The 13,110-nt window shown below is 72.6% G+C and carries 13 protein-coding genes; 6 read left to right on the top strand and 7 right to left on the bottom strand.

All coding sequences use genetic code 11. The annotated features are described in order from the left end of the window. Positions 1 to 47 precede the first annotated feature (47 nt). The 3 genes from AB0J97_RS45400 to AB0J97_RS45390 are packed head-to-tail and all read right to left on the bottom strand — an operon-like array spanning position 48 to position 2,257. Positions 48 to 401 carry a hydrogenase maturation nickel metallochaperone HypA gene (locus tag AB0J97_RS45400; RefSeq protein WP_357707656.1) on the bottom strand — a complete coding sequence of 118 codons (354 nt, stop codon included), beginning with the start codon at positions 399 to 401 and terminating at the stop codon, positions 48 to 50. After that, positions 394 to 906 (bottom strand): hydrogenase maturation protease, encoded by a 513-nt coding sequence (locus AB0J97_RS45395; protein WP_357707657.1) that lies wholly within the window; start codon positions 904 to 906, stop codon positions 394 to 396. Before AB0J97_RS45395 ends, AB0J97_RS45400 begins: the two co-directional genes overlap by 8 nt. A gap of 46 nt (positions 907 to 952) precedes the next feature. Then, on the bottom strand, positions 953 to 2,257 hold the full coding sequence (locus AB0J97_RS45390; protein ID WP_364101797.1) for a hypothetical protein: 1,305 nt from the start codon (positions 2,255 to 2,257) through the stop codon (positions 953 to 955). 325 nt (positions 2,258 to 2,582) lie between these two features. Between AB0J97_RS45390 and AB0J97_RS45385 the strand changes: the two genes are divergently transcribed. Both AB0J97_RS45385 and AB0J97_RS45380 read left to right on the top strand, forming a co-directional pair. Then, a complete protein-coding gene (locus tag AB0J97_RS45385; RefSeq protein WP_364101794.1) occupies positions 2,583 to 3,800 on the top strand; it encodes an FxsB family cyclophane-forming radical SAM/SPASM peptide maturase in 1,218 nt (405 codons plus the stop codon). Continuing rightward, positions 3,797 to 5,083 carry an HEXXH motif domain-containing protein gene (locus AB0J97_RS45380; RefSeq protein ID WP_364101791.1) on the top strand — a complete coding sequence of 429 codons (1,287 nt, stop codon included), beginning with the start codon at positions 3,797 to 3,799 and terminating at the stop codon, positions 5,081 to 5,083. The genes AB0J97_RS45385 and AB0J97_RS45380 overlap by 4 nt, the downstream gene beginning before the upstream one ends. On the opposite strand, the gene fxsT is transcribed toward AB0J97_RS45380, so the two are convergent. Next, positions 5,080 to 7,566 (bottom strand): FxSxx-COOH system tetratricopeptide repeat protein, encoded by a 2,487-nt coding sequence (gene fxsT, locus AB0J97_RS45375; RefSeq protein WP_364101841.1) that lies wholly within the window; start codon positions 7,564 to 7,566, stop codon positions 5,080 to 5,082. The two genes, AB0J97_RS45380 and fxsT, sit on opposite strands and share 4 nt — an antisense overlap. A gap of 180 nt (positions 7,567 to 7,746) precedes the next feature. Between fxsT and AB0J97_RS45370 the strand changes: the two genes are divergently transcribed. Together AB0J97_RS45370 and AB0J97_RS45365 are read left to right on the top strand one after the other, a co-directional pair. Continuing rightward, on the top strand, positions 7,747 to 7,959 hold the full coding sequence (locus tag AB0J97_RS45370) for a hypothetical protein (RefSeq protein ID WP_357707661.1): 213 nt from the start codon (positions 7,747 to 7,749) through the stop codon (positions 7,957 to 7,959). 161 nt (positions 7,960 to 8,120) lie between these two features. Continuing rightward, positions 8,121 to 9,995: a hypothetical protein gene (locus AB0J97_RS45365; protein ID WP_364101788.1), complete on the top strand. Its 1,875-nt coding sequence runs from the start codon at positions 8,121 to 8,123 to the stop codon at positions 9,993 to 9,995. Here AB0J97_RS45365 and AB0J97_RS45360 read toward each other — a convergent pair. After that, positions 9,962 to 10,522 (bottom strand): hypothetical protein, encoded by a 561-nt coding sequence (locus tag AB0J97_RS45360; RefSeq protein ID WP_364101785.1) that lies wholly within the window; start codon positions 10,520 to 10,522, stop codon positions 9,962 to 9,964. The genes AB0J97_RS45365 and AB0J97_RS45360 overlap by 34 nt on opposite strands. 71 nt (positions 10,523 to 10,593) lie before the next feature. After that, positions 10,594 to 11,052, bottom strand: coding sequence for a sterol carrier protein domain-containing protein (locus AB0J97_RS45355; protein ID WP_364101782.1), 459 nt, complete (start codon positions 11,050 to 11,052; stop codon positions 10,594 to 10,596). A gap of 63 nt (positions 11,053 to 11,115) precedes the next feature. Between AB0J97_RS45355 and AB0J97_RS45350 the strand changes: the two genes are divergently transcribed. Both AB0J97_RS45350 and AB0J97_RS45345 read left to right on the top strand, forming a co-directional pair. Then, positions 11,116 to 12,207, top strand: coding sequence for a hypothetical protein (locus AB0J97_RS45350; protein WP_364101779.1), 1,092 nt, complete (start codon positions 11,116 to 11,118; stop codon positions 12,205 to 12,207). Continuing rightward, complete coding sequence (locus tag AB0J97_RS45345; RefSeq protein WP_364101776.1) at positions 12,207 to 12,656, top strand: response regulator transcription factor; 450 nt, start codon at positions 12,207 to 12,209, stop codon at positions 12,654 to 12,656. Before AB0J97_RS45350 ends, AB0J97_RS45345 begins: the two co-directional genes overlap by 1 nt. A gap of 182 nt (positions 12,657 to 12,838) precedes the next feature. Here AB0J97_RS45345 and AB0J97_RS45340 read toward each other — a convergent pair. After that, on the bottom strand, positions 12,839 to 13,110 hold a 272-nt coding region (locus AB0J97_RS45340; protein ID WP_364101773.1), incomplete at its 5' end, for a ricin-type beta-trefoil lectin domain protein.

The raw sequence follows: 13,110 nt of genomic DNA, 5'->3' as shown, positions 1-13,110 counted from the left end.
CTCCTTCACGTCGGCGGCCTGTTCACCGGTCGGTGCCGGCAGGCCCGTCAGGCGGTCCCGGGGGCCGGTGCGAACGTGATCGACTCCACCACGACGCTCTCGTCCGTGACGCTCTCCACGTCCATCCCGCCGCAGCTCCGGCAGGCGAGCAGGTCCGTGGCGGTCCGCGCCTCCTGCTCGGCCTCGCATCCCGCGCAGCGCACCACGTACGGCGCGGTGACCAGTTCGACGGTCGCGTCCTGGACGAGGGTGCCCGCGGCGGCCAGGCGGAAGCCCGTGTCGATGACCCGCGGGTCCACCGGGTGCCCGCCGACGCGGACGCGCACCGCGTCCACCCGGCGTCCGCCGGCCCGTCCCAGCGCGGCCTCCACGATCGCGTCGCACAGTCCCAGTTCATGCATCGGTGGTCTCCTTCTCGATCTTCCCCGCCGCCTCCTGCCGGGCCAGCTCCGCGACGAGGCGGACGGCCTCCTCCACGGCGGCGGCCACCGGTTCGGACAGCCCCATCACCTCGTCCAGGACCGCGGGCCGGCAGCCCACGATCAGGACCCGCTCGACGCCGCCGCCGAGGTGGTTCAGCAGCCGGATCACGGCGTCCGGATGCAGCCCGTGCCCGTCGATCGCCACGTCGCCCCCGGCCGGCCGGTCGTCGGCCTCGATGACGGCCAGCGTCCCCGGCGGGCCGTCGAGCGGGACGGCGTCGACCAGGATCAGGGTGTCGTAGCGGCCGTCCAGCAGCTCGTAGGCGAGGTGCACGCCGCGGATGCCGTAGTCGGCGACGTCGGCCGTCACGGGCAGCTCCGCCCGGTCCAGACGCCTGACCACCTCGACGCCGAAGCCGTCGTCGCCCAGGAACACGTTCCCGATGCCGGCCACCAGCACGTTCCGGGAGCCGTCGGCGCTCATCTCGCCTCCATGCTCATGTCGCCTCGATGCTCATGTCGCCTCGAGCTCATGTCGTCTCCAGAGGTTCGACCTCGTCGAGGGTGAAGTAGCGGTAGCGCCCGTACCAGCGGTTCAGGTCGGCGCCCGGGTCGTCCTCGACGGTGACGGCCAGGTGCCAGCTGTCGTCCACGTCCTGCAGGACGTCCTCGACCAGGCCGGTCCTGCCGTCGAGGAACATGTCCTGGGGGTCGGTGCCCGACCGTCGCGGCCGGAGCCTGACCCGGCTGCCCTTCGAGACCTCCACCCCGGCGACCGTCACGCCGTGGGCGCTCGCCGCGGGACGGCGGGAGCGGACCGCGCCGTGCAGCCGCGACAGCGCGGCGGGCGGCATGGAGTCGACCCGGTCGATGATCTCCGCGGCCCGCGCGTCGGTGGCTCGGGCCTCCCTCTTCTCGGCGTCGGTCAGCGTGAGGGTGCGCAGTGACAGGATCTCGTCGATCTCCGTGGCGTCGTGCAGGTCGCCGGGGCTCTCGGGGGCCACGCGCGGGTGGTCGTACAGGATGATCGGGGAGGACAGCACCACGTCCCGCCCGCCCGGCTCACCGGCCAGCACGGGGAACGTGCCCGCGTTGACGCAGCCGCGGGCCGCCGCCGCGGCCCACTCCGGCGGGTCGAGCAGCGAGACGAACGAGCCGCCGCGCGTGGCGAGCAGGGTGTGGCAGCCCAGGAGCGAGGCGCGCAGCGCGTCCTCGCGGGAGGCGTCGGCCGGGGTGGCCGGGTCGTCGTTCTCGACGCGGCAGCGCAGGCGCAGGAGCGGGGACGCCGTCGCGCACGGCGTGAGCGAGACGACGACCGTCGCCCGGATCGCCGACCGGCTGACGTGGACCCGGCCGCCGTCCAGCGGCCGGATCTCCTCGCCCGCCGGCACGCCGACGGTGATCCGCCTCTCGCCCGCGAGCAGCTCCGCCGTGCCGGTACGCAGCTCGAACTCGCGCGGCACGGCCTCGTCGAAGCTCAGCTCCAGCCCGGGGCCGTCCCCCAGGGAGTCGACCGGCCGCCAGACGCCGTCGGCGTCCCGGCGCTGCACCTGCCGCCGCTGCTGGTGCAGGAACCGGACGCGCAGCTCGACCGCGGCCTCACCGGCCGCTTCGAGCAGGCATTCCGTCTGCTGGCACCACGACTCGGCCGAGCCCGCCACGCCCGCGCCGGTGAGCCCCCGGGCCCGCGCCCAGGCGGGCGGCAGCAGCACGCCGAACTGCCACCGGACCCGGTTCTTGCCGGAGGAGCGGCGGTAGGGGTACAGCAGGTACCCCTCGTACAGGATCGCGTCGGCGATCGCGCGGACGCTGTCGAAGGTGTCATCCGGGCCCACGGTGTCCGGTATAGCAAGAGATGCACACGTACGGTAAGTAAGTCGGTACAGTATGTGCTGAAGTCACCTAGCGAGGTGAGATCGATTCCTGTGCCGAGCGCCGCCTTGGGCCCGCCGCCGGGCCGGGCCTTTCGCGGCGACTTTCGCTGCGCCAAATCGCGCTCCCGCGCCTCCTTTTCCAAATTCGCCACCGTATTCCGGGGTGCCGGATGGACCGTGACATCGTTTGACTGCGCAGCTTTACCCGCTCATAGTGGTTATGCACGTCGGTCAAATGCGCGACGGCGGCCGGATGCTCACTTCGGGAGTTGATCGAGGCGTGGCAGTGGACTCCGGATCGATGCCGCGCGACGGCCGACCCGAGTGGCCCGCGACGCTGGACGTGCCCGCGCTCGTCGCCGGCGGATGGACGCCCACCCCGTTCGGCGAGTTCGTGGTCAAGGTCAACAGCAGGTGCGACCTGGCGTGCGACTACTGCTACGTGTACGAGATGGCCGACCAGAGCTGGCGTGACCAGCCGATGCGCATGTCCACCTCGACGGCGGCCTGGACGGCCCACCGGATCGCCGAGCACGCCGAGACCCACGGGCTGCGCTCGGTCGAGCTGATCCTGCACGGAGGCGAACCGCTCCTGGCCGGCCCCGACCGCCTGTGCGCCGTCGTCGCCGGCGTGCGCGAGGCCGTCGGCGGGACGGCCCGGGTGAACGCCCGCGTGCAGACGAACGGCGTCCGGCTAGACGCCCGATCCCTTCGCGCGTTCGACGAGCTGGACATCAAGGTGGCGGTCAGCCTGGACGGCGACCGGGCCGCCCACGACCGTCACCGCCGGTACGCCAACGGCAAGGGCAGCCACGACGCCGTCGCCCGGTCGCTGGCCCTGCTGCGCGGCTCGTTCCCGCACCTGTTCAGCGGCCTGCTGTGCACCGTCGACCTCGCGAACGACCCGGTCACCACCTACGAGGCGCTGCTCGGCCATGAGCCGCCGAAGATGGATTTCCTGCTGCCCCTGGGCGACTGGTCGTCCCCGCCGCCGGGGCGGGTCCGCGGATCCGCGCGCACGCCGTACGCCGACTGGCTCGTCGCCGTCTTCGACCGCTGGTACGCCGCCCCCCGGAAGGACACCGAGATCCGCCTGTTCAGCGAGATCATCCAGCTCCTGCTCGGCGGGCGGTCGGTCAACGAGTCCATCGGGCTGATGCCGGTGACCGTCGTGGTGATAGACACCGACGGCGCGATCGAGCTGTCCGACACCGTCAAATCCCTGCGCCCGGACTCGCCCCCGACCGGGCTGCACGTCTCCAGGAACACCTTCGACGAGGCGCTGCTCCTGCCCGACGCCGCCGCCCGGCAGATCGGGGAGCGGGCGCTGGCGCCGGAATGCCGTTCCTGCCGGGTGCGCAGCGTTTGCGGCGGCGGTTATTACGCGCATCGTTACGACCGGGGCCGGGGTTTTGCGAATCCGTCCGTCTACTGCCCTGACTTGTTGAAACTCATCGGGCACGTCAGGAAAGCCGTGGCAGCCGATCTGGAAAGGTTCAGATGAGCTTCAGGAGGCATCGCATATCCGACGAGCTGTTCACGTTGATGGCGTCCGGCGGAGGCGGGGCCGAGGCCATGCGCCAATTGGCCGCCATCGAACGCAGTAAACACCTGTTGCTGCTGCGCGGAGTCGTGCTCGGCGCCCGGACCGCCGGCCATCCGGGCGCACGCGACGCCGCGGACGCCTACGAGCTGCTGGCCGCCGTCCAGGACAAGGCGCCCGCGGCCGTCGAGGCGGTGTTGTGCTATCCGTCCGTGGGAGCCTGGTTGCGGACGACCGTGATGGAGCTGGAACGGGACCCGGCGCGGGCCCGTCCGGACGGCCTGGCGGCGCTGGCGGCGGCCGCGGCGGTCAGGGCGCGGGCCCCGCTGTCCGTCGAGGTGAGCACCCATGACGGTTCCCTGGTGCTCCCGTCGCTGGGCGTGGCGTCCGTGGCGGAGGACCGGGTGACGGTGCGTTCCACGCCCGAGGGGGCGCGGGTCGGAGATGTCGTGATCATGCCCTCCGGCGACGCCCCGGGCTGGCGGGGGCTGCGCCGGCTGACCGCTTCCGCGAACGGCCACACGCTCGAACTGATGGTCGACGACCTCGACCCGCACCGGATGGCCGCCGACGTGGCGGGCCGGTTGCCGGACGAGGAGCTCCCCTGGTGGCGGGCCGCGCTGCGCGAGGCGTGGCAGATCCTCACCGCCCACCATCCCGCCACGGCGGACGAGATCCGGCTCGCCTACCGTGTGGTCACTCCGCTGCGCGAACCCGAACGAGGAGGGCAGGTGAGCGGGACGGCGTCGGAGACCTTCGGCGCCGTCGGCGTGTCGGCCCCACCGGACGGGCTGACGCTCGCCGCCGCGCTCGCCCACGAGGTCCAGCACGCCAAGCTCGGCGCGCTGCAGGAGGTCGTCCGCCTGACCGAGCCGGACGACCGCAGCCGCTTCTACGCCCCCTGGCGCGACGATCCACGGCCCGTGGCCGCGCTGCTCCAGGGCGCGTACGCGTTCCTGGGCGTCAGCGGGTTCTGGCGGCGGCAACGCCGGCACCAGCAGATAGCCCTGTACGCCGACGCCGAGTTCGCGCGCTGGCGCGACGGCACCAGCAAGGCGGTGGACACGCTGATGGACAGCGGCCTGCTCACCCCGGCAGGCCGGCGCTTCGTCACCGGCATGGGCCGGGTGCTGCTCTCCTGGCTCGGCGAGCCCGTGCCCGCACCCGCCATGGCCAACGCCCGCCACCAGGCCGAGCGGCACCTCACCCGGTGGCGGCTGGCGAACGGCGAGCCGCGGGTCTAGATCGGCGGCGGGTCGAAGTCGAAGTCGAGCTGCCGTTGTTCCCTGGCCACCACCGCGTCGGGGTGGTTGGGGCCGAGCACGCGGTCGTAGTGGACGAGCGTGCTGGACAGGAGGGCGTCGGCCTCCTCCTCGGACCCGGTCCGCCGCAGGATCACGGAGAGGTTGGCGGCGCAGCCCAGGGTCAGCGGGTGGCTCTCCCCGAGGAGTTGCCTGGTTCGTTTGTGGGTGTCGTCGCCGAGTCGCTGTGCGAGGGTCAGCTCGCCGAGCGCGGTCAGGTCGCTGGCCAGGTTGATGGCGACGGTGAGGGAGTAGTGGTGGTCGCGGGTGAGCCTGGCGTCGAGCGCCTCCAGGCACTGCTCGTTGAGCTTGCGGGCGCTGGCGGCGTCGCCGCGCACGCGGTGCATGAGGGCGAGGTTGCCGGCGCAGCCGTGGTTGTAGGGGTGCTCGGGACGATAGGCCCCCGGGTAGCGCTCCATGGTCTGCGCGGCCAGGTCGAACGCCGCGTTGATCCGGCCGGTGGTGCGCATGGCGTTGGCGTTGTTCATGGCGGCGGCCAGGGTGTCGGGATGGCTCGGGCCGAACAGCCGGGTGCTGCGTTCGAGCACGTCCTGAGCCAGGGCGCTGGCCTCGTCGTAGCGGCCTGAGCGCCGCAGCGCGATCGACCAGTCCTTGGCCGTGCGCAGCGTCACCCAGTGCTCGACGTCGAGCTCCTTGACGCCGAAGGCGTGCGCCTCCTCGGCGAGGTCGCAGGCCTCCTCGTAGTCGCCGCAGAGCCGGACCACCCGGACGAGGTTGCCCCAGAAGATCAGGTGCGAGACCTTGCTCACGTCGGTGCGCTTGCTGGAGGCGTTGTAGACGTCCTCGTGCATCGAGCGGGCCCGGGTGTAGTTGCTGATCAGGGCGTAGTCGAGCGCCAGGTTGTTGGTGGCGTTGAGCACTTCGAGGTGGGTGCGGCCCAGGGCGGAGACGTGCGCCTGGAGGACCTGTTCCTCGTGCCGGGTCGCGTCGGCGAAGTCGCCCCGGGCGCGCAGGTCGGCCCCGAGGCCCTGGGCGATGAACAACGACATCTCGTGCTCGTCGCCGAGGACCTGCTTCGCGCGTTCCCACGCCGCGCTGTCGGTCTCGTAGGCCCCCGGGTAGTCGCCGAGCTCGCGCTGCACGCTTCCCATCTGGGCCTGGGCGGCGATCACATGGCGGTCGTCGGGGCCGGAGTCGATGGTCCACTGCCGCAGGAAGTCGCCGGCGAAGGACAGGCCCAGCTGGTGCTGCCCGGACCGGTAGAGGTAGCGGACCATGTTCAGGGCGAAGTCACGCACTTCGGGGTCGCGGGTGAAGGCCACCTCCGAGGGCACGATGTGGCGCACCAGTTCGCTGTAACGCGGCCAGTTGGCCTCGTTCTCCGGGTCTCCGGGCCGGGCGCTGGCCAGCAGCCGGTGGACCACCTTCCTGAAGCGGTCCTGCTCCTCGTCGTTCAGGTCGGCGCGCAGCAGCGCCTGGATCAGCCGGTGCACCTGGAGCGTGCGGTTCTCCGGGTCGAGCCCGGCGAGGGCGTAGCGGCCGATGACCCGGATCGCCTTGCTGCGCATCAGCGGCTTGTCGAGGAGATCCTGCAGACCCGGGCCGGCTCCTTCGGCGCCCCAGCGGAAGACGTCGACCGGAATGGGGTCGGGGCCGAAGAAGGCGCAGCAGCGCAGGAGGTCGACCGCCTCGGCCATCTGCTGCTCCAGCTGGGAGACCGACAGTCTCCAGGCGGCCGTCATCGAGCGCGGGTAGTCGAGCGGCTTGGGGTCCTGGAGGGTGTCGGGCATGTGCCGGGCGAGCTGCTGGAGGTACTCCTCCACCGACATTCCCGCCTCGGCCTGCAGCGCGCCGGCCTGCTCAAGGGCGAGCGGCAGGTGCCCCAGCTCCTCGGCGAGGCGCCGGGCGTCGGCCTCCTGCAACTTGTTCGACACCCGCTTGTGGAGGAACTGGACGCTCTCGCCCTTGGTGAAGACGTCGACCGGGACGGTGTCCACGACGCTGCGCCATTCCTGGTTGCGCGAGGTGATCAGCACATGGCCCGGACCGCGCGGGATCAGCCTGTTGATGTCTTCGGGCTGGTCGGCGTTGTCGAAGATGAGCAGCCAGCGGTCGGAGGGCTCGCCCCGGCGCAACGCGTCGAGAACGGCGGCCGCGGTGTCCTCGATGCCGACGGCCTTGACCGGCGGGAGATCCAGCCGCGGGGCGAGGGCGGCCAGGGCGGCGGGCACCAGAAGGGCCTGGTCGGCGGCGATCCACCAGACGATGTCGTAGTCGGCCGCGTAGCGCCAGGCGTACTCCACCGCCACCTGGGTCTTGCCGACGCCGCCCATGCCGTGCAGGGCGTGCGGCACGACCGCTGTGACATCTGAGGCGATTCCAGCGTGAAGTTGTTCAAGAAGGGCTTCTCGGCCCGTGAAATTCTTATTGCGCGGTGGTATCTTGTCGCCCCAAATTTTGGGCATGGCCGCAGCCCGCGAACCCGTCACGCTTCCGATCGTAGCAATAACCCGCTTGTGGAGCGCACCGCCACACCAGTGTCGGCAAAAAGGACATCTCGGTATAACCTTCTGATATATTTATCTTTCGCCCGGAAGGTTACGTCTATCTAGGCAAGGATCGCCCAATGGGCGATGCTGTAGCGGGTGAGCTTTGCGGCCGTCCGCCCGGCGGGGACACAGGAGGAAGGTGTGCACAAGAGTCCAGAGGAAGGCGGCGAGGGCTCGTTCGACCTCTCTGAGGCGTCACTACGAGACATCGCGGCCCTCTCGGACGACGACCCGTCCGTCTTCGCGGAGGCGGTCAAGAGGGCGATCGCCCAGAGTGGATTCCTCCCTGGGTTCAATCAATCCATATGACCCGTTTTGTTCGCCGACTGCGTTTGGGAGGCGACCGCCATGCAGGACACCGTCCGCGTCCCGCGCGGTGGGTCGCGCCATTTCCACTCTCTCGGCCACCCTAAAATCGCCTCGTACGCCGAACCGGGCGCCGCCCGCCGGATTCGAATGAGGCCATCGGGATGACCATCAGCATGATGTCCCATGATGTCGATAGGCATCCATATGTTGGCGGTCGTCCCTTTCGTACGGATGAGGCCAGTCAATTCTTCGGGCGGGACGAGGTGGCGGCCGAGCTCTCCCGGCATTGGGCGCGGCATCGCGTCACCGTCCTCGCCGGGGCGTCGGGGGTGGGGAAGACCTCGCTGATCAACGCGAGGATCGTGTCCGCCGCCGTGCCCGTCGGGAGCCCGCTGAGCGCACCTCCGCTCCCGCTCGGCGCCGTACCCGAGCACAACCCGTACGCGCTGGCGCTGCTGTCCACGTGGTCCCCGGCCGTGCCGCCGCATCGGCTCGTGGGCCTGTCGATCTACGAGTTCCTGCGCGGGAACGCCGTGCGGTCCGTGGTCGTCGACCGGGTCGAGCAGGTGTTCGAGGGGCCGCCGCAGCTGAGCGCCCACCGCGACGACTTCCTCGCCCAGATGCGCGAGGTCATCGAGGAGATGCCGGATCTGCGGATGCTGGTGTCCATCCGCGAGGAGCGTCTCGGTGATCTGGAGAGCGCGCTGGGGCCTCTGGAGCCGTACCGGCTGGGGCCGCTGACGGAGCGGCAGGCGCTGGAGGCCGTGGAGGGCCCGATCCGGGGCAGCGGGCGGTGGTTCGCCGAAGGCGCGGCCGAGGAGATCGTGTCCCGCACGGGAGGGCCGGGCGGGGTCGATCCGGTGCTGCTCCAGGCGGCGTGTTCGGACCTGTGGGCGTCGTTGCCCGCCGACACGCCGGGCATCACCGTCCAGGACGTGCGCACCCGGCCGGGCGTCGAGCGGTCGCTCACGCTGTTGTGCGGGCGGGCGATCAGGGAGGTCGCCAGGGACCACAACGTGTCGGCCCTGCGGCTGACCTCGGCGTTGCAGCGCGCCTTCGCACCCGGGCGCACCGGCGGGATCACGCGCGAGGAGCTCTCCGCCGCGGTGCTCCGGGCCCTGGAGGACGAACACGTGCTCAAAGGCGGCACGGCGTACCGGCTGCGGCACGAGCTGCTGGCCGCCCCCCTGATGCGGGTGGACGTGCCCGAGCTCCAGACCGGCGAGATCACCCCAGAGCGATATCTGGAGTCGGCCGAGTCCGCGCTGTCCAGGCTCGATCTCACCGCCGCCGAACGCCTGGCCAACGCCGCCCTGGCCACCGCCGAGGAGGACGACCTGTCGATCCGGGCCGTGGCCGAGTCGCGGCTCGGCGACGTCGCGCACCTGCGCCGCCATCCCGCCCAGGCCGTCGACCACTACCGCACGGCGGCCGCGCTGTTCGAGGCCGTGCAGGAGAACTCGGCCGTGGCCCGGCTGCTGGCGGCCATCGGGCGTTCGCTGCTGGCCAAGGGCAAGGACGCCGAGGCCGTGGAGACCATGCGGTCGGCCGTCGACCGCACGCCGGCCGACTCCACCCTGCAGACCGAGCTGGGCCGCGTCCTGTGGCTGGTCGGCCAGGCACGCGCCGGGGTGACGGTGCTCACGGACGTCCTCAACGCCGACTCCCGGGCCCCCGAGGCCCTGCGCACGCGCGGGGAGATGCTCGCCGACCTCGGCCAGCCCGAGGCGGCGCTGCGCGACCTGAACCAGGTCGGGCGCCATCTGCGCCCGGAGGGCCGCGCCGCCCGCGCGCTCGCACTCAGCACCATGGGGCGGCCCGGCGAGGCCGAGGAGGACGTGCAGGCCGCGCTGTCCGCCGGCTCGGGCAACGGGCCCGCCCTCCTGTACGCCGCCCGGGTCCGCGAGCTGGGCGGCAACCGCACCGGCGCCGCCGACCTCGCCCGGCTCTCGCTGGCCGCCACCGCGCCGGCGCTGGCGCCCCACCAGCACCAGGCGGCGCTTCAGCTCCTGGGCGGCGGGTCCAGCGCCTTCTGATCCGCTGGTTCCCGGTCCGACGTCGCCCGGTTGAAGGCCTCCCAGCTCGCGTCCAGCTCCTCGAAGGCCAGCGGCCCGACCATCTCCCCCTTCAGGAACTGGCCCTCGACGTCGTAGGTCAGCTTCGTCGCCTGGGCGGCGCGGCTGGCCTGTTCGTAGGTGGCGTCGGCGAGCCTGCGGGCGGCGGTGGCGGCCGGGCCGGGGGAGAGCACGGCGACGCGGGCGGCGAGGTCGCCGAGCAGGGCCGCCTGGGTCTCGATGGCGGCCAGCCGCTGGTTCATGTCCTCCCAGGGGCGGTGGGCGGCGACCTCGATCTGCAGCCTGAGCTTCCGGGCGCCGCCCAGCAGGTTGGCGCAGGCTTCGTCGCGCTGCTGTTCCCGCTGCTCCTCGCGGCGGCGGCGGGCCTCCCGCTCCTCCTTGCGGGCGGCGGCGCGGTTGGTCAGGGTGACGCCGCCCAGGGCGCTGAGGGCGCCGATCACGCCACCGAGTGCGGAGACGACGGCCGGGAGAAGCGTGGCATCGGGCATGCCTCGATTCTGGCCGCTCCCCCTCACCGCCGCGCGGCCTCGGAAGCCGCCGCACCCACCTGGCGGCCCCTTCAGAAGGCGGGGAAGGCCCAGCCCGAGGGGTGGAAGGGCGCGCGCTCGCCGCGGAAGGCGAGCGAGGCGGCGGTGACCGCGCCGGGGCGCAGTTCCTCGACCCGGTCGGCGGCGGCCAGGGACGACAGGGTGGTGCCGCCCAGGTAGGCCGCGCCCAGTTCGGCGGAGGTCAGCCGCAGGTCGGGCCGGGCCTCGGTGCGTTCGCAGGTGACGGAGTCGCCGTCGGCCCGCAGGTGGTGGCGTCCGGCGTTCCACGGGCAGAACGGGTCCTGGACCTCCAGGACGAGGTCCAGCGGGGTCGAGTAGCGGCGTGCCGTCAGCCGCGACCTCGATGACCTGCACCAGCGCCTGCCTGGAGCGGTAGAGGACGTAGCCGGTGACCTCGCCGCCGGGCTCGGCGTGGACGGCGAAGCGCAGCTCCGTCCCGACCGGTCGTCCTCGCGGTCGAGGACCTGCACTGGGCCGACGCCGCCACCCGCGAGCTGCTCGGCTTCCTGGCCAGGAACCTGACCCGGCCCGGCGTGCTCCTGCTGATCACCTACCGGCCGCACGAGACCGCCGACGGGCCGTTGCTGTCCGAGCTCGCCCGCCGCCCGCGCGCCACCGCGTTGCGGCTGGACCGCCTGGACCGGCAGGACGTGGGCCGCCTGCTGGCGGAGGTCGCCGGGCAGGACGGGACCGAGCTGGACGCCCTGCTGCGCGAGCTCGTGGACCGCAGCCTGATCGTCACGGCAGGGGACGGCTACGACTTCCGCCATGCGCTGATCCGGCACGCCGTCTACGAGGATCTGCTGCCCGGCGAGCGGGCACGCCTGCACGCGCGTTACGCCGAGGCCCTGCGCGACGGCAACGCCCACGCCGAGCTGGCCGCGCACGCCTACGCCGCCGGTGACCGCGGGCTGGCGCTGTCCGCCGCCTACCTGGCCGCGGGGCAGGCGCGCAGGTCCTACGCCTACCAGGAACAGCTCCGCATGCTCGACCAGGTCCTCGAACTGTGGGACCCGCGGGCCCGGCTGGGCGTCGACCGGGTCGGCGTCCTGACCGACGCGGCCGAGGCCGCCATGCTCAGCGGCGAGTACGCCCGCGGCATCGACCACGCCACCGCGGGGCTGGCCGCCGTGGACGAACGGCGCGAACCCGAGCGGGCCGCCCACCTCCTGGAGCTTCGGGGCAGGCTGTCGCACCGGCTGAACGCGACCGGCGTCTCCGACTGGGAACGCGCCCTGGACCTGCTGGCCGCCGCACCCGGTGGCGTCCAGCGGGGGCGGCTGCTCGGGGTGCTGGCCGAGGCCCGTACGCTGGCCGAGCGGCTGGACAGCCCCGACCTGCTCATGACCGTCCCCATGTACGAGGCCACGCTGCACACCAAGGCCGGCGACCAGCACCGCGCCGTCGAGGCGGCCGGCGACGGCATCCGCCACGCCCGCCGGTACGGGCTGGGCCGCAGCCGCGGCGCCGAACTCGCCCGCCACGCCGTGCACGGCCTGATCCTGGCCGGGCGGTGGGACGAGGCGTCCGCCCTGCTGGCGCGGTCGCGGCCCGGCAGGCCGAACTCGTCGCCGTCGATGATCGGCTCGGCGTGGAGGGGCCGCTCGACCGAGGCTGGCAGGTGATGTTGCGCGCGCTGGTCGAGGACGACGGCTGGGACGGCGCGGCGGCCGCCTGGCAGGAACTGCGGCAGCCGTACGAGCTGGCGCTGAGCCTGTTCCACGGCGCGCGGGCCGCGCTGGCGGCGGGCGACCGGCCCGGCGGAACGGCCCTTCTCAGGGAGGCCGGGCGGCTGGCCGAGGACCTGGGGGCCGCGCCGCTCGCCCGCGAGATCGCCCTGCTCGGACGGCCCAGGCCGGCCCCGGACGGGCTCACCGAGCGCGAACGCGACGTGCTCACCCTGATCGCCGAGGGGCTGAGCAACCGGCAGATCGCCGCCCGCCTGCACATTTCGCCGAGTACGGCGGGTGTGCACGTCTCCCACATCCTGGCGAAACTGGGCGCGACCGCCCGCACGGAGGCGGCGGCCATCGCCTTCCGCGACGGGCTGACCGGGTCCTCCCCGGACCGGTGAGCGGGGCGCCCGCGTGCGCCGCCGCGGCGGGCTGACCGGGTCCTCCCCGGACCGGTGAGCCGGTCGCCCGCCGCAGGTCGTCGTCATGGCGAAGCACCCGGGTCGGAGCCTTGCCGCCGGACCCGCGCCGGGGCCCGGTCGGCTGCTCCTCCGTGCCGCCCGCCGTCGGCGGGGGCGCAGGGTCAGGTCAGGGTGTCCTCGACCTTGATCTGGCCGCCTTGGACGACCCACTTCTGGTTGGGGTGGTTGAGGCAGGTCCAGAGGCGGACGTTGGTGTTGTTGGCGCGGCTGTTGGTGGTGTCGAGGCAGACTTCGCGTCCGGTGCCGATGGTGTCCTCGACCTTGATGTGGCCGTTCTGGACGACCCACTTCTGGTTGGGGTGGTTGAGGCAGGTCCAGAGGCGGACGTTGGTGTTGTTGGCGCGGCTGTTGGTGGTGTCGAGGCAGACTTCGC

This window comes from Nonomuraea sp. NPDC049607, assembly GCF_040675375.1.
Taxonomy (GTDB): Bacteria; Actinomycetota; Actinomycetes; order Streptosporangiales; family Streptosporangiaceae; genus Nonomuraea.
The sequence above is the reverse complement of the archived record's forward strand: the minus strand, read 5'-3'. Positions and strand labels throughout refer to the sequence as shown.